The 16476-nt window shown below is 43.8% G+C and carries 14 protein-coding genes; 10 read left to right on the top strand and 4 right to left on the bottom strand.

Annotated features, from left to right (window positions below):
- Nucleotides 1-540 precede the first annotated feature (540 nt).
- Nucleotides 541-945 carry a MarR family winged helix-turn-helix transcriptional regulator gene (locus tag ASG85_RS35890; protein WP_057301854.1) on the top strand — a complete coding sequence of 135 codons (405 nt, stop codon included), beginning with the start codon at nt 541-543 and terminating at the stop codon, nt 943-945.
- A gap of 26 nt (nt 946-971) precedes the next feature.
- On the opposite strand, the gene ASG85_RS35885 is transcribed toward ASG85_RS35890, so the two are convergent.
- The 3 genes from ASG85_RS35885 to ASG85_RS35875 are packed head-to-tail and all read right to left on the bottom strand — an operon-like array spanning nt 972 to nt 3739.
- On the bottom strand, nt 972-1685 hold the full coding sequence (locus ASG85_RS35885; protein WP_060649427.1) for an RluA family pseudouridine synthase: 714 nt from the start codon (nt 1683-1685) through the stop codon (nt 972-974).
- A gap of 2 nt (nt 1686-1687) precedes the next feature.
- Nucleotides 1688-2554: a class I SAM-dependent methyltransferase gene (locus ASG85_RS35880; RefSeq protein ID WP_060649426.1), complete on the bottom strand. Its 867-nt coding sequence runs from the start codon at nt 2552-2554 to the stop codon at nt 1688-1690.
- A 54-nt stretch (nt 2555-2608) separates the two neighbouring features.
- A complete protein-coding gene (locus ASG85_RS35875; RefSeq protein WP_060649425.1) occupies nt 2609-3739 on the bottom strand; it encodes a peptidylprolyl isomerase in 1131 nt (376 codons plus the stop codon).
- A 183-nt stretch (nt 3740-3922) separates the two neighbouring features.
- Here ASG85_RS35875 and glgB point away from each other — a divergent pair, with 183 nt between their 5' ends.
- The 6 genes from glgB to cls all read left to right on the top strand — a co-directional run bounded on the left by glgB (nt 3923) and on the right by cls (nt 11623).
- Nucleotides 3923-5929 carry a 1,4-alpha-glucan branching protein GlgB gene (gene glgB / locus ASG85_RS35870; protein WP_063860483.1) on the top strand — a complete coding sequence of 669 codons (2007 nt, stop codon included), beginning with the start codon at nt 3923-3925 and terminating at the stop codon, nt 5927-5929.
- Nucleotides 5872-7020, top strand: a complete 1149-nt coding sequence (locus tag ASG85_RS35865) for a glucose-1-phosphate adenylyltransferase (RefSeq protein ID WP_047674383.1) — start codon at nt 5872-5874, stop codon at nt 7018-7020. The genes glgB and ASG85_RS35865 overlap by 58 nt, the downstream gene beginning before the upstream one ends.
- Nucleotides 7021-7026: 6 nt before the next feature.
- Nucleotides 7027-8136: a glucose-1-phosphate adenylyltransferase subunit GlgD gene (gene glgD / locus ASG85_RS35860; RefSeq protein WP_056838899.1), complete on the top strand. Its 1110-nt coding sequence runs from the start codon at nt 7027-7029 to the stop codon at nt 8134-8136.
- A 159-nt stretch (nt 8137-8295) separates the two neighbouring features.
- Complete coding sequence (glgA, locus tag ASG85_RS35855; RefSeq protein WP_057301731.1) at nt 8296-9735, top strand: glycogen synthase GlgA; 1440 nt, start codon at nt 8296-8298, stop codon at nt 9733-9735.
- 121 nt (nt 9736-9856) lie between these two features.
- Nucleotides 9857-10051 (top strand): hypothetical protein, encoded by a 195-nt coding sequence (locus ASG85_RS35850; RefSeq protein WP_057301730.1) that lies wholly within the window; start codon nt 9857-9859, stop codon nt 10049-10051.
- 114 nt (nt 10052-10165) lie between these two features.
- Entirely contained in the window at nt 10166-11623 is a 1458-nt protein-coding gene (cls, locus tag ASG85_RS35845) for a cardiolipin synthase (RefSeq protein WP_057301729.1), read from the top strand.
- Between the two features lie 88 nt (nt 11624-11711).
- Here cls and ASG85_RS35840 read toward each other — a convergent pair whose 3' ends face one another.
- Nucleotides 11712-12140 (bottom strand): VOC family protein, encoded by a 429-nt coding sequence (locus ASG85_RS35840; protein ID WP_057301728.1) that lies wholly within the window; start codon nt 12138-12140, stop codon nt 11712-11714.
- A gap of 276 nt (nt 12141-12416) precedes the next feature.
- Between ASG85_RS35840 and ASG85_RS35835 the strand changes: the two genes are divergently transcribed.
- The 3 genes from ASG85_RS35835 to ASG85_RS35825 all read left to right on the top strand — a co-directional run bounded on the left by ASG85_RS35835 (nt 12417) and on the right by ASG85_RS35825 (nt 16465).
- Nucleotides 12417-12914, top strand: coding sequence for a DinB family protein (locus ASG85_RS35835; protein ID WP_057301853.1), 498 nt, complete (start codon nt 12417-12419; stop codon nt 12912-12914).
- A gap of 239 nt (nt 12915-13153) precedes the next feature.
- Nucleotides 13154-14986: a sensor histidine kinase gene (locus tag ASG85_RS35830; protein ID WP_060649424.1), complete on the top strand. Its 1833-nt coding sequence runs from the start codon at nt 13154-13156 to the stop codon at nt 14984-14986.
- A 117-nt stretch (nt 14987-15103) separates the two neighbouring features.
- On the top strand, nt 15104-16465 hold the full coding sequence (locus tag ASG85_RS35825; protein WP_057301726.1) for an ABC transporter substrate-binding protein: 1362 nt from the start codon (nt 15104-15106) through the stop codon (nt 16463-16465).
- The last annotated feature ends 11 nt before the right edge of the window (nt 16466-16476 follow it).

The following is a 16476-nucleotide window of genomic DNA, read 5'->3' as shown; positions in this document are numbered from 1 at the left end:
TGTTGTAGAACATACAACATTGGTAATTACTATAGCCTATCTAGCTGAATGACCATCGCATTTTAGAGTTATGAATGCCAGTCTGGTTGTGTGGAGGCATAATGAATCAATCGACAGTCTGTGATGTACAATAATTTGGTCCTATACAAGCCATTTCGCAACAAAAATAGCCCATCGATCTTCACGAGGATGCTGAAAGACTATAAAATTGATTTTTGAGTTATGCCTACCAGTTGTGCGAAGGAATCGATAGTCCCCTTTTAGTGATAATTACTAAGCATAGAAACTGTTTTCATTCGTAAAATCTGTACATACCTGCGATCACAGTATATGTAAGTAGTGGGCGAGGTGTTAAAAGAAGTCGAGAAGCATGGCCAATTTCTTGTTAAACGGACAAAGTAATGGAGGGATCGACAGCAAGCCACAGCATGTCTCAAACGGTGCAGCTTTTGTCTGAAAATATTAATGGCATTAACCTTTAAACCAAAGAAAAGGCGTGCTATACTTGCCTTAGGAGATGTTGGAAGCGAGTTGATGAGGTTGTATTCCGATGAATTTGGGAAGCTATGGTTGAAATTGTCTAAGGAATTGAAAAACCAGATGGAGGTAGGATTAGCTCCTACTATTACAGAAGGACAGCTTAACGTGTTGGAGCTGCTTATGACGAATGAACGGATGAAGCCTTCTGATTTAATCGAATATTTATCCACAACGCCTGCAGCTGTGACAACATTGTTAGATCGGATGGAGAAAAGTGAATTGATCGCAAGGGAGCGGGATGAGAAGGACCGCCGTATCGTTTGGGTCAACGTCACGGAAAAAGGAAAGGCGGAATGCGAGAGAGGTATGAGAATCCGGGAACAACTGTTGGATTCGTACCTGAGCCGCGTTTCCGCCCATAATCAGAAATTGCTTATTTATTTGCTTGGGAAGGTCGCCAATTAATAGCGACTCAAAGGTTTGAGGCGAATTTACAACTCTGGGAGTGTAAATTCGCTCCAAGGCCGCTGCATCGGCGGCAGCGACCGAAAGCGCAGCGTCTCTTTGAGCGTTGGATGCTCAAAGGCAAGAGCCGTGGCCCACAGCGCAAGCTGCTGGCCGGGCTTGTTGACCGCGCTGCCGTAGCGCTGGTCGCCGTAGAGCGTGCAGCCGATGGCTGCCAGCTGCACGCGGATTTGATGCGGCCGCCCGGTGTGCAGCTTGATCTGGATCAAGCTGAGCCCATCTTGGCTGCCGAGCAGCTTATAGTCCAGCACAGCCTCCTTGGCGTCCTGCTGGCCTTCTCTGACCACGCTGACGGTATTCGTCCGCGTGTCCTTCCAAAGCCAGTGACGCAGCGTAGCGGACGACTGTGGCGGCTTGCCATGCACGACAGCGACGTACGTCTTGTCGAGCTGCCTCGTTCTTACCGCGTCAGATAATCGGGACGCGGCTTTTGACGTTTTGGCGAATACCATCACGCCGCCAACGGGACGATCCAGCCGGTGTACAAGCCCGAGGTACACATTGCCGGGCTTGTTATGACGGTGCTTCAGATCTGCCTTCAGCACATTCAGCAGATCAGGATCACGTGAATCGTCTTCCTGCGTAGGCATGTTGACGGGCTTCTCAACCACAAGAATGTGGTTGTCTTCGAACAGTATCGGAATTTGTGATGCTCCCGAGCCATCTCTAGATGCTGCCACCGTTACGCCTCCCAGCGTCCCAGAATACCGCAAGGGAGCATCAAGCCGGAGTGGGTGATCGGCAGGCCGATTTCGCCACTGGAGATCGTGCCGCCATGCTTGGCTTTCATCGCCATGCTTAAGATATTCTGGAGCACAGTAGCCGAGATACCCGTTGTATAAGAGTTGATCAACAGGAACAACGGATTGTCCGTTAGAATCGATTGGCAGGTCTGAATGAAAGGGAAGAGGTCTTCTTCCAATTTCCAAGTCTCGCCATTGGGTCCGCGTCCGTAGGAAGGAGGATCCATGATAATCGCATCGTACTTGCTTCCGCGGCGCTGTTCTCTTTGTACGAATTTGAATACGTCATCCGTGATAAAACGAACAGGACGACTGCCTAGGCCGCTTAGATGCAGATTTTCCTTAGCCCATTGAACGACTCCTTTGGAGGCATCCACATGGCAAACTTCGGCGCCTGCGTAAGCGCAAGCCAGTGAGGCTCCGCCTGTATAGGCAAACAGGTTTAGTACTTTGATAGGACGTCCGGCTCCTTGGATTTTGTCCATCATCCATTTCCAGTTGACTGCTTGCTCAGGGAATAAGCCCGTATGCTTGAAGCTGGTTGGCTTAATATAGAAGGACAACTTCTGGTCATAGTTAATCGTCCAGCGTTCAGGAAGCTCTGCGTGCTGCTCCCATTGTCCGCCGCCGCTTGAGCTGCGATGATAATGAGCGTCAGCTTGACGCCATGCCGGTGTTTCTTTTTGTAACGGCCAAATGATTTGTGGGTCTGGTCTTCTCAGGACGATCGTGCCCCAACGCTCGAGCTTTTCGCCGCCGCCTGTATCGAGGAGCTCATAATCAACCCAGTCTTTTGCATAAAACATGCTGCATTCCATCCTTCAACTTGTATACTTTAACAAACATTCATTGTACACCATTTATTGACCTAAATCGATCTTTTCAATCAAACCAGGCAGTTCTTTTTCTACAAATTGTTGAAATTGCTGTTGTTCAAGCGCAGCTTTTAGCTGCTCTTTTACAGAATCAAAGGATTTAACGGATCTGGCTTCTACTTTGATAACATGATAACCGAAATCTGTCGCGATAGGATCACCGATCGTTCCGATCGTCTGCTCGATAGCTGCTTTCTTAAATTCTGGTACCCACTGACTTACATCGGCATCCGCATAAAGACCACCAGCATCTTTGGAACCCGGGTCATCTGAGAATTCTTTGGCCAGCTTGGCGAAATCTTCACCGTTCTTAAGCTTCTGTTGTACTTCTTTTGCTCGTTTAAGTGCTTCCTCTTTCGTACGAAGAGCTTTGGTCTCTGAGCTTGTTGGGTCATTCAATCCAATCAAAATGTGGCGCACAGAGGCGATGGTAAAAGCATCTTTGTCTGCTTTGAGTGTTTCATCATATTTGGCTTTTAACTGGGCATCGGAAATACTGGACTTTATGTAATTTTGTGCACCGATGCTGCCTACCAGAAAGTACTGAAGATCCGTTACGGTCGTGTTCACTTTTTTCAAATCGTCCTGGAACTTCGCTTCGCCAAATTGGCTTTTCCAAGCAGCGATTTGCTTAACAGCACTGTCTTTCGCAGCGTTTTGGTCTGTCTCAGATGCTTTACCGAAAAGAATACGGTTCTGAATTAGTTGTGTGACCACCTTTTTTTGATAATCCAGGTCATCTTTAGAGGCCGCATGGTCTGCGTTGAAGAGCCCTTGCAAAGCAAAGAAGGTATCAAATTCACCCTTTGTAACAGTTCCACCCTTGTAAGTAGCTACCACATGTTTAGGATTGTTGCCGATCCAAATCGTTTCATTTTCTTCGTCCCACTCGACTTTTTTCCCAAGTGCTTCACTTACAAATCTAAGGGGTACATAGGTAGAGCCTTCATAAATAAATCCTTTAGCTTCGGAAGGTGCTTTCTCAACACCGTCAAACATATACTTAAGACTTCGGAATGCGACTTCAATTTGACTGTTTGCTGCAAATGCAACGGTACCGCTTAATACGGAACCGATCGTTAAACCAACGATAAGTCCCTTTACTTTATCTTTCATTATTTGTGTTCCACCTCTCGATATAATGTCCCTCAATTAATTCACCAAGGGTTGAGTAATTTCCTTTTTTTTTTTAATGTAAAAATGAAGGATTCTTTGCCTGGTTGTTGTATTTGTAACGTAAGGCGAATATAAGTAAAATCCAGTTTTGACGAAATCAGGTTGATTTTAAGGAGGGATAACGTGGGGGCAAATGTTGGTATACCTAGCCCAGAAGATTTGTTTCTGCTTCATGAAGGATCCCTTTACCACAGTTATCGCATCTTAGGGGCGCATGTAAGCAAAACAATAGGCCAAGAGGGAGTTCGTTTTGCCGTATGGGCACCTCATGCCAAACAGGTTAACTTGCTTGGTGATTTCAACAGTTGGCAATCTGGGACTCATCGTATGGAGAAGTTAAGTACTCTTGGCTTATGGCTTTTATTCGTTCCAGAAGCAAGTGAAGGCGATTTTTACAAGTTTGAAATTCATAGCGAGACGGGCCAGATTTTGTTAAAAGCAGACCCGTATGCCTTTTATTCGGAATTACGTCCGGGTACCGCATCGCGTGTCGTTGATCTCGAAGGTTACGAATGGAAGGATCAGGCATGGCAGCAGCAGAAAAAGGAAAGCCCCGCTTACAATAAGCCATTATCCATTTATGAGGTTCATCTGGGTACGTGGCGCAAAAAGGACCGACATAGTGAAGACTTATATACCTATGTTCAGCTTGCTGAAGAGCTAGTCGATTACGCAGTTGATATGGGTTATACGCACATTGAATTAATGCCGCTCGCAGAACATCCGTTTGACCGTTCTTGGGGCTATCAAGCAACAGGTTATTTCTCCGTAACTAGCCGCCACGGTTCTCCCAAGGAATTCATGCATTTCGTTGACCGGTGTCATCAAAAGGGGATTGGGGTCATTATGGATTGGGTCCCTGGCCATTTCTGTAAGGACAGTCATGGACTCAGGCTGTTTGACGGGAAGCCGCTTTATGAATATGAAGACCCTCGCAAAGCAGAGAAGCTGGAATGGGGTACACTTACTTTCGATTTTGGTCGTCCCGAGGTTCAAACCTTCTTAATCTCCAATGCTGTATTTTGGATGGACATGTATCATATTGATGGGATAAGAGTGGATGCTGTAGCTTCCATGCTGCATTTGAATTTCGGCAGATGGAATGAGGAACCGATCAAGAATCAATGGGGTGGGGATGATAATCCCGAAGCGATAGCCTTCCTGCGCAAGTTGAATCAGGTCGTTTTCTCCTTCTATCCGGATGCGTTGATGATGGCTGAGGATTCTACCGATTGGCCGCTCGTTACTGCGCCTATCCACGATGGAGGGCTCGGATTTAATTATAAGTGGAACATGGGTTGGATGAACGATATGCTGCGTTATATGAAATTAGATCCTATTAATCGCAAGTATCATCACAAGCTGATCACGTTCTCATTCATGTATGCCTTTAGCGAAAATTACGTATTGCCGCTTTCACACGACGAAGTGGTTCATGGCAAACGTTCGCTCCTACATAAGATGCCAGGCGATTATTGGCAGAAATTTGCTAATCTGCGCGTTCTATACGGGTATATGACGGGTCACCCTGGTAAAAAGCTGCTGTTTATGGGCAGTGAATTCGGTCAATTCGACGAATGGAAGGATCTTGAAGAACTCGATTGGTTTTTACTCGAAGGGTACGAAAAACATAGTCAAATGCATCATTACGTCAAAGCACTTAATCAATTTTATTTGGACCAACCAGCGTTGTGGCAGTTGGATCATCATCCGGACGGGTTCCAGTGGATCAACCCGCATGATGAGAGCCAGAGCGTTGTAACCTTTATGCGCAAAGGGAAATTGCCGGAGGATGACTTGATTCTCGTATGTAATTTCACCCCTGTAGTTCACCCGGATTACCGAATCGGCGTTCCTCGGTCTGGTGTGTACGAAGTCGTATTTAACAGCGATGCACCCGAGTTTGGCGGTTCTGGTCAAGGTAACTCAGAGCCTATATCCAGTGAAAAGCGTTCATGGCACGGGCTGCCTAATAGTTTAGCGTTGTGTATTCCGCCGCTTGCGGCTGTTTATATAAAATGTGTGAGTGAATTCCAAACTGTGATTGACGAAGTTGAAGGGGGAAATCAGATATGCGCAGTAAAGAATGTGTTGCCATGCTCCTCGCTGGAGGAGAAGGACGAAGATTAGGCGTTCTGACGAACAATTTAGCCAAGCCAGCCGTTCATTTTGGCGGGAAGTATCGTATCATTGATTTTACCCTCAGCAATTGTACGAATTCAGGGATCGACACCGTTGGTGTCCTAACCCAGTATCAACCTCTCGTACTCAATACGTACATTGGGATTGGAAGTTCATGGGACCTTGATCGCAAATATGGCGGTGTGACGGTCTTACCACCGTTCATGGAGCAAAAAGGCGGGGATTGGTATAAAGGAACAGCGAATGCCATCTATCGCAATATCGGCTTTATTGAGCAATATGATCCTGAATATGTTTTGGTCATCTCGGGTGATCACATCTATAAAATGGACTATGATCTGATGCTGTCTTACCACAAGGAGAAGAAAGCCGACGCAACGATTGCTGTCATTGAAGTTAAATGGGAGGAAACGAACAGGTTCGGCATCATGAGCGTTAATGACAAACAAGAAATAACTGAATTTGCAGAAAAACCGAAAGAAGCGAACAGTAACTTGGCTTCGATGGGTATTTATATTTTTAATTGGAGCGTACTGAAATCTTATCTGCTCGAGGATGAGGAAAATCCTAATTCCAGCAAAGATTTTGGGAAAGATATCATTCCCATGATGCTGAAAGATGAGGCGAGAATGTTCGCTTATCCTTTTGAAGGCTACTGGAAAGATGTAGGTACGATCGATAGTCTATGGGAAGCGAACATGGATCTGTTGGACGACAATAATGAGCTTAATTTAAATGATAAGGACTGGCGTGTATACTCCCAGAACCCTTACCAGCCTGCTCAGTATGTGGCGCCAACTGCGAATATTAAACGTTCACTCGTTAATGAAGGCTGCGCGATATTCGGGGATGTCGATCATTCCGTTTTGTTCTTCGGTGTACAAGTTGGCGAAGGAAGCCAGATTCGCGACTCCGTCATTATGCCTAATGCCAAAATTGGTAATAACGTAACGATTAACAAAGCGATTATCGGCGAAAACACGGTCGTTGAAGACGGTGCTGTGGTAGATGGCAAAGGGGAAATCGTACTTATTGGTGGTAATGAACGGATATCAGCGAATGCCAATCAGAAGGGATGATGTCGAGTGAAACATGTAATGGGTGTCATTAATTTAGTGAATGAACCGGATGATTTGGAAGAACTGACCTACTTTCGTTGCCCAGCATCCGTGCCGTTCGGCGGCCGGTATCGATTAATTGATTTTACATTGTCCAATATGGTGAATTCCGACATTGATAATGTTGCAGTATTCACGCAACATAAATATCGTTCACTCATGGATCATTTGGGTTCTGGGAAAGAATGGGATTTGGACCGGAAGCGGGGCGGCTTGTTTGTACTCCCATCTGTGCTCAATGAACCAACAGGCATTTCACGTGGTGATTTATACCAATTCTATAGCCATAGAGATTATTTCTATCGTGGTAAAGAAGAGCTTGTTATTATTTCACGAAGCCACATGGTATGCAACCTCGATCTGCGTGACGCTGTACGTTATCATGAGGATACACAAGCAGACATTACGGTTATCTATAAGCAAACAGATGAGGATATTCAAGGGAAATTCCGTCGGTTAGCGGTCAAGGATAGCGGGCAAGTGACTCTCATGGAGGATCACACAGGTAGATTGCGTACAAACAACATTTCAATGGAAATGTACATCATGAGCAAAGCGCTGCTGCTGGATATGGTTGAATCTTGCTTAGCGCAAGGTTACGATCATTTGGTTCGCGACGGCATTATGAAAAACATTGATAAGCTCAGTGTGTATGGCTACAAATTCGAAGGTCATGTAGGGATTGTGAACTCGATACAAGGCTACTACAAGCACAGTATGCAGCTGCTTAATCCGGCGATTTGGAGAGAGCTCTTCTTCCAGAAAAACCTGATTTACACGAAGGTTAAAGATGAACCGCCTGCGAAGTACTTGGATACAGCAGCAGCTAAAAACGCGCTGATCGCAAATGGCTGCGTCATCGAAGGTAAAGTGGAAAACAGTATCCTGTTCCGTGGTGTGAAGATCCGTAAAGGCGCGTACGTGAAGAACAGCATCATTCTCCAAAACTGTGAGATTGAGGAGAATGTTATCATTGAGAATGCAATCCTGGATAAGGATGTCTTCATTAGTCGTGGACGTGTCTTAACGGGAGATAACAAAGCACCATTCATTGCTGCGAAAACGAAAGTGATCTAGATCAAATAAATTTGAAAAGTCAGCTTTCAGAAGCCTAGAAGCTAGAACGACTACCTAAGTTCTTGGCAGTTGTTCAAGCTTCGACACCGACCAATCATTCTGAATAAGCTTCGTTTTGCAAAAGGTGGCTTTTCAAACATCCATTGGAGGAGTAGGAAGATGAAAGTACTATTTGCTGCATCTGAGGCTGTGCCATTTATTAAAACAGGCGGTCTAGCTGACGTAATTGGCTCGTTACCAAAGGAGCTTATTCGTCAAGGGCTGGATGTGCGGGTTATTTTACCTAAGTATGGCGATATCCCTGCTGTTTATCGGGAAGCGATGACGAAGGTAGTCGCCTTTGATGTGTACATCGGTTGGAGAAAGCAATACATTGGGATTGAGATGCTTCAGCATGAGGGAGTCACCTTTTACTTCGTGGATAATGAGTTTTATTTCAAGCGTCCAGGCATTTATGGTTATGGTGACGAGGCGGAGCGTTTTGGGTTCTTCTGCAGAGGGGTTATTGAGGCGCTCCCGTTACTTGATTTCCAGCCGGATGTGATTCATTGCCATGACTGGCAAACGGGTATGATTCCTGTGCTGCTGAAGGCACATTATCAACACCTCCCTTTCTATAGCGAGATGAAGACGATGTCTACCGTTCATAACTTGAAATATCAAGGTGTGTTTGATCAACCCCTATTAAAAGATTTGTTCGGTTTATCAGACGATCATTTCACAGGAACTGCGCTTGAATTACATGGTGGCGCAAGCTTCCTCAAAGGCGGGCTACTCTATTCGGATTGGATAACAACGGTAAGTCAGACTTATGCGGAGGAAATTCAAACTCCTTTTTATGGTGAATTTTTGGACAGCCTGCTGCGTCATCGCAAAGATCAGTTAACGGGTATCGTGAATGGCATTGATTATGACGTATTCGATCCAATGACCGATTCGCATCTGGTTGTGAATTATCGAGATTCCTTACCGAAGAAGCAGCAGAATAAGCTAGCTCTGCAGGAGCGCTTGGGTCTGCCTGTGAATGGTGATGTACCGATGATTGCATTGGTCACTCGCTTGGTTCAGCAAAAAGGGCTTGATCTCATCCAGCATGTCATTTCGGAGATTCTCGCTTTGGACATTCAACTTGTCGTTCTCGGTACAGGCGACTATGGATATGAGCAAATGTTCCGATATGCGGCTCAAACACATCCAGATAAGGTGTCTGCTCAAATTTACTTCGATGAATCATTAGCACATCAAGTCTATGCGGCTTCTGACCTGTTCTTGATGCCGTCTCAGTTCGAGCCTTGCGGGATTGGGCAATTGATAGCACTTCGTTATCGATCTGTGCCCATTGTAAGAGAAACTGGCGGACTGAAAGATACCGTACAGCCTTATAATGAGTTCACGGGTGAAGGAACTGGATTCACATTCAGCAATTATAACGCGCATGACATGCTGCATATCATTCGCCGCGCTGTATTTTTCTACAAGAATGATAGAGATGCATGGCTGAAAATTCAGCAAAATATGAAAAAAGGCGATTTCAGTTGGAAAAAGTCAGCCCAGCAGTATATCGCACTTTATAAAATAATGGTTACTAACTACGTTTAAAAGGAGACTGGAGGCACATTGCTTCCAGTTTCTTCTTTCTATTTCCTCTTCATTTTCTCCCTAATCGTGTCGATAAAGACATTAACCGGATGAAATTTTTTAGGAGAGGCAGTTGTTCATAATGAGCCGGACTGAGGCATGTTTAACGGATGCAGATATGTACCATTGCATGTTGTTTCAAACACCTGTAGAGGTGTGGTTTGATGGTGAATTGGAAGACGCGGGTTCATTGATCGAAGCTTATTCGGATGATGTCATTAAAGTAGGCGGCGTTTATTATTTGAGAAAACTGTGCCTAATTAAGAAAATAGCATAAACGGTAGCTTGTCAATGACCTCTTATTCACCTCGTGAATAGGGGGTCTTTTCCTAATTTGTCGAAATTCAGGTATAATAGCGATGAGTTGATATAAATGGTTTGGAGTGATGTTATGGACTGGATATCGCATATACTAACTGTCGTCTTTGTGATCAATATTTTACTCGCCATAACAGTTGTGTTTTTAGAACGTCGAAACGTGGCGGCAACGTGGTCATGGCTCATGGTGCTCTTATTCATTCCGATTCTCGGTTTCTTGCTCTATGTGATGCTTGGACAAAATTTGAGCCGCAGAAAGCTGTATAAATGGAATCGCCGTATGCTTGAAAGAGTGCAAACCGTCATTTCAGAGCAGCGGACACAGCTGATCGACGGGACGCTGCCCTATATTGATCCGATGGTAAGTCAGTATCGAGATTTGATTTATCTGAATGTCGCAACGAATGATGCGTTCCTCACACAAGATAATGGTGTACATATTTTCACAGACGGTGTGGCTAAATTCAGTGATTTACTGATGAAAATTGAAGCTGCTGAGTCCCATATACATATGCAGTATTATATCGTTAAGAATGATTCGCTGGGTCAGAAGATCATGGAAGCCCTCACGAGGAAAGCGGAACAGGGTGTCCACGTTAAATTTTTATATGACGATATTGGCTCAAGGTCCTTGAATGAGTCCTTTTTCCGAGATTTCCTAAAAGCTGGCGGGCAAAAAGCCGCATTTTTCCCATCGCGAATTCCATTTCTGAACTATCGAGTAAATTATCGCAATCATCGTAAATTGGTTATCATTGATGGTCAGATTGGGTACATGGGCGGATTCAATGTTGGTAACGAGTATCTGGGTTTGGATCCACGATTTGGTTACTGGCGAGATACGCATCTTCGTTTGACCGGAAGCGTTGTTCGCGCTTTGCAATCGAGATTTATACTGGATTGGAACTTAGCATCGGTGCAGCAAATGGAAGTTGAGCCGCAGTATTTTCCCGATACTATGGTGGAAGTCAATAGCTTGGAACACGTGCCTATGCAAATTGTGGCAAGTGGACCTAATGAAGCATGGCCGCATTTCGTGTTTACATTCCTAAAAATGATTCACATGGCCAAGAGCAGAATCCTCCTGCAGACTCCTTATTTTATCCCTGAAGAAAGCATGTTGAATGCGCTGCGCATTGCTGCTTTATCGGGCATAGATGTTAGAATCATGATCCCTGAGAAAGCAGATCATATGTTTGTTCATTGGGCTTCCTTGTATTATGTAGGTGAATTGCTTCGAGCTGGAGTGAAATGCTACTTATATGATCAAGGCTTTCTTCATGCGAAAACGATCATCGTCGATGGGCGGGTAGCCTCTGTAGGGACGGCCAACTTCGATATTCGCAGCCTTCGGCTGAATTTCGAAACTAACGCCTTGATGTATCATGCAGAGACGGCGAAGAAGCTGGAAAACACGTTCTGGAAGGATATGGAGGGCTGTATGGAGCTGACGTTGGAGGAGTATGATAAGCGTTCTTTACGGATTCGGTTCCTGGAGTCCATATCGAAATTGGTTTCTCCTATATTGTAAACGAAGGGTACACTATGTAAAAAAGGATATCCAATCCTTTCTTGAGAAAGAAAGATTAAATATCCCTTTTTGTATGGTGAAAGATTAATTAATAAACCGATTCACCATTGTCATAGTTAAACTGCCATTGAATACCGAATTTATCTTCTAAGTTGCCGTAGCATTTGCTCCAGAATGTTTCTTGAAGCTCCATGCCTACTTTGCCGCCTTCTTTCAACTTATGAAAGGCTGACTTCACTTCATCGATATCCTTACTGACTAAGGAAAGGCTAATGTTGTTACCGGCAACGAAAGGCATTCCTGGGAAAACATCGGAGAACATAACTGTACTTCCAGAAATGCTAAGGCGTGCATGCATAACTAAATTTTTGGCTTCCTCAGGAAGAGGAAAGGATGGGTCGGGTGGCGTATCTCCAAAGGTCATGATTTGTGGCTTGTCTAGTCCAAAAACTTCAGCGTAATACTCAATGACTTCACGAGTGTTTCCATTAAAATTAAGATATACATCAATAGCCATTAATTTCACTCCTTAGGTTTGATTGTCTATCATTTCCATATTGTATCATTTAACTGTTCTGAAACCAGTATACCTGCTCATGAAGAAATATAAAAATTATATGAATATCGGTGATATGAAGCATTTCTGCGGAGATTGAACTGACTTGACACTTTGCATAAATTTAGGGTATTATAGTTTCTTAAAATTGTATTTTATGCAATTTAATTTGAGGGTATCGAATAAATAGCATACAAAATAAATGAATGAAGGGGGTTGGAGATGACAGCTATGTCTATGAATGAATCCAATCGAGCATTTGGTGAAGCACTTGTGAAATCATTAGTCGGAGAGCGCGGACATATTCCGATAACTAGAGCATTGTCAGATATTAATGCTGAACTTGCAAGCACTCGTACCACGGGTGCGCCTTACACCATTTATCAGTTGTTGAAGCATATGGGCTACTGGCAGGAATTTTTGTTGACTTACCTTGAAGGAGGCAAGCCTGAATTGCCTTCGCACGTCATGGACAGTTGGCCTACCGCGGATCGTCCAGAGAGTGAAGAGGAATGGGAGACGATTGTTCAAAGCTTTCTGCAAGGAGTTGAGAGAGCTTGTGAGATTGCTCGAACGTCACAGCTGGATGAAATTCTTGAAAAGTTCCCGACGGAGACGAAAGCGAGTATTTTGCGCAACATTGCCTCACACAATTCTTATCACTTGGGAGAAATCGTTTTGCTCCGCCGAATGAACGGAGCTTGGCCGCCGCCCGGCGGAGGTTACCCTGCATAAAGATCCCTTGCGAAAGCAAGGGATCTTTATTTTATTACCCACTTAGCTAGGCTAGGCCTTGCGAAGCGGGTTTTGATATTCTTTTTCTTAAAGCTAAATTTCTTAACAATTTGTTGTTTATGGATAAAAGTAAGAATGAATATAAAATGCTCTGAAATAAACCTACTCCGATCGAGAAGGTGTATGGTAAAATAATCCCATTCCTAGTTGAAACGTTTTAATGAGGGGTGGTTGGTATCATGCGTAGAAGCAAGCTTTGGGGAATTTTCGGGAAAATTCGATCCTTATTTTCCAAAATCCGTATCGTTCTTCTCTTCAGTTATTTCATTATTATTTTTATTTGCATAGCATCGGTAGGAGCTATTTCCTTCTATATTTCATATCGCTCTGTATCGGAGCAGGTAGAATCGTCAAGTTTTCAAATCGTTCGACAAATTGAGAAAAATATGGATAATGACTTTCAAAACAAGCGAAATCTTCTGCTGGCGCCTTATTTCAGTCAGGAGTACATAGATGGAATTAATGCGTATGCGACGATGGATAAGCAGGATCAATTTCTGTTCAGGCAAAAGATAGGAAACTTATTTCTGAAAAGCTTTAACATTACACCAATCAGAGATTTTATCCGGGTTCAAATTTATTACAATAACGGAGAAATGCTGAATGCTTCGGATAATCAGAAGCCTTGGACAGCCGATGAAGTACAGCAATCCGATTGGTTCCAGCAGACGGTAATCAATGACGGTCGTGTGCATTTTACCGGTCCGCCTAAAGGAGCGGTTTCTGGAAGTGATGAGACCGCATATTCATCGTCCATTTTAATTCGAGATTTTGCTAATCCCGACAATTTTATTGTTGTACGCGCAGAATACAATGTTGAATTGTTTCTCCATATTGGTCAGAACGATAGCCTTTCCGCGAACAGCAAATTGCTCATTTTGGATCAAAATAATCAACAAGTATACGCCTCTTTTAAGCAGTCTGATGCTGTTCTCCGTAAAGATATGCTATCACGTATCACAAACGGCAGCGGAAAGTTCTGGTATGGCGGCGAGCAGGACAATCTGCTTGTTACCTATACACAGTCGGATTATTCCAATTGGAAAGTCGTACTTGCGATGCCTAAGAATGAAATGTTCGGTTCTCTGGATCGAATCAAAACGGCAACACTACTTACAACGCTGATAGCCTTTTTGGTTACTATATTTATTTCCTTTTTGTTCGGGCAAAGAATTACCAACCCAATTCTGGACTTATATAGAACGATTAATCGAGTGAAAAGAGGCGACTTCTCGGTTCGAGTCCAAGTTAAAAGAAGCGATGAAATCGGAAGAATCGCGAAGAACTTTAACGACATGCAGGTTGAACTTCAAAGCTTAATCGAATCCAAATATATATACCAAATTAAGCTTCAGCAAGTCGAGCTTGCTATGCTCTATTCACAAATTAATCCGCATTTTCTATACAACACGCTAGATAGCATTAAGGCAATGGCCGATTATTATGATGTTGAGAAAATCGGTGATATGGCTCAGTCACTTGCAGATATGTTCCGCTACAATATCAAAAATAAGGATGAAATGGTTACCCTTCGTGAAGAGTTGGAACAAATTGATTCTTATATGAACATTCAGCGAATCCGTTTCGAAGACAAAATTACGTATATTCAGGAAATCGAGGACAATTTACTCGATTACCCGCTGCTGAAAATGACACTGCAGCCACTTGTGGAGAATGCGGTGTTCCATGGGGTGGAGCCAAAGATTGGGAAAAGCACGATCCGAATAATTGCTCACAAAGAAGGTGAATCTTTGCACATCACAGTAAGTGATGATGGGGTCGGCATTTCGGCAGAGAGACTGAAGGCGTTAAGAAATGAGCTCAGAAAACAGTTGTCAGAAGATATGCCTGTTTCTTCTGCTGCGGGCGGGGGCATTGGTATTCGCAATGTCTATGCCAGGTATGCAATCCGCTTGGGCAAGCAATTTGAATGTAAAATAGAGAGTGAAGTGGGGGAAGGGACCCGTGTAACCCTCATCATTTCATCATGGAACTTTGTAGAGGACGTATAAGTAATACTCTCAGGGTAAGAAAATTAAACATTTTTAGTCGAAATCGTGAATAGAGTCACGGAAAACGTTTTCATATAATTAACTTGTAAGCGATTCCTAAAGGAGGGTACTACAAAAATGAGAAAAATGAAAACGGTTTTGTCGATGTTAACGGTTTGTATGGCAGCTAGTTCATTTACGGGATGCAGTAGTAACAATGGCACTATAGGAACGCCAGAAGTAAGCAAATCAGCTACAGCGACGAACACGCCAACCAGCACAATAGCTCCGACGAAAGATCCTGTCACCCTCACGTTTGTAATTCCCAATACAGTGGACGCTGTTCCATTTAACAAAATATTCGAAGCTTATCAAAAGCAAACCGGCAATAAGGTCGAATTACAAGCGTTACCCGGCGGTGACTTCGATAATATGATGAAAACTCGGTTTTCAACAGGCGATTTTCCTGATTTATTTTTGATGCAGCCAGGTACGAAGCAAAACGTCAAATTAAGGGCTGAGGAAACGCTTCATGAATGGAGTACAGATACAGCCGTATGGGATCGAATCATTCCATCGATGAAAGAATTCCAAACAACGCCGGACAAAAAGATCTATGGTATTCCATTCGGGGCTACGGGTATGATGGGCGTTTATTATAACAAAGATGTATTTGGCAAGGTTGGCGTTCAGCCACCTAAAAACTATGCAGATTTAATTGAGACAGCCAAGAAGATAAAAGCTTCAGGCGTGACACCTTTCTATGAAGGAGTGAAGGATGGATGGCCGGCGCAAATCTTTTATTTGACAGGATGGGTTTCGGGTGTAGATCCGGCAATCGGCGATGAAGGCGTTCAGAAATTGGAGAAAAACCAACTCGGGCTTGCTGATATACCACAGGTGAAAGATTTATTTACGAAGCAGAAAGAATTGAAAGATCTCGGCTTATATCAAGATAATTTGATGGCGGGAACGTATGACGAAATGCAGAGCAAGATAGGTGATGGTAAAGTAGCCATGGTGTTTATGCTCGATGGCATTATTCCACAACTGGAGAAAAAATTCAGCAAAGACTTTGTGAAAGATCACATTGGGTTCTTCCCATTCCCTGCGGCGAATGATGCGGGTACGGCGTTGATTACGCCTCCTAACCAATTAATGGTGCCTGAAAAAGCGAAGCATTCGAAAGAAGCTGCCGATTTGATTAAGTTCATGATTACTCCTGATATGGTCAATCTGTACTATCAAACAGCGCCTGGCATTCCTATCTTTAAAGATGCTAAAAGTGAATTGTATCCTGTGCAGCAAACGGTAAAAGGCTTAATCGATACAGGCAAAGCAAAAATCAACGTCCAAAACCGTCTAACACCGACATTTGCTGATTTTCAAAAAACGCTGCAAAACTTCTTCATCAATGGGAATGTAGATGCGGCAGTGAAGGAATTCGATGCCAACTATAAAAAAGACGGCAAATCCAAACGGTTAGCAGGATTCGAATAGGCAGCTTGAAA

The organism is Paenibacillus sp. Soil724D2 (assembly GCF_001427935.1).
Taxonomy (GTDB): domain Bacteria; phylum Bacillota; class Bacilli; order Paenibacillales; family NBRC-103111; genus Paenibacillus_E.
Note: the sequence above shows the minus strand (reverse complement) of the source record. Positions and strands in the feature narration are given on the sequence as shown.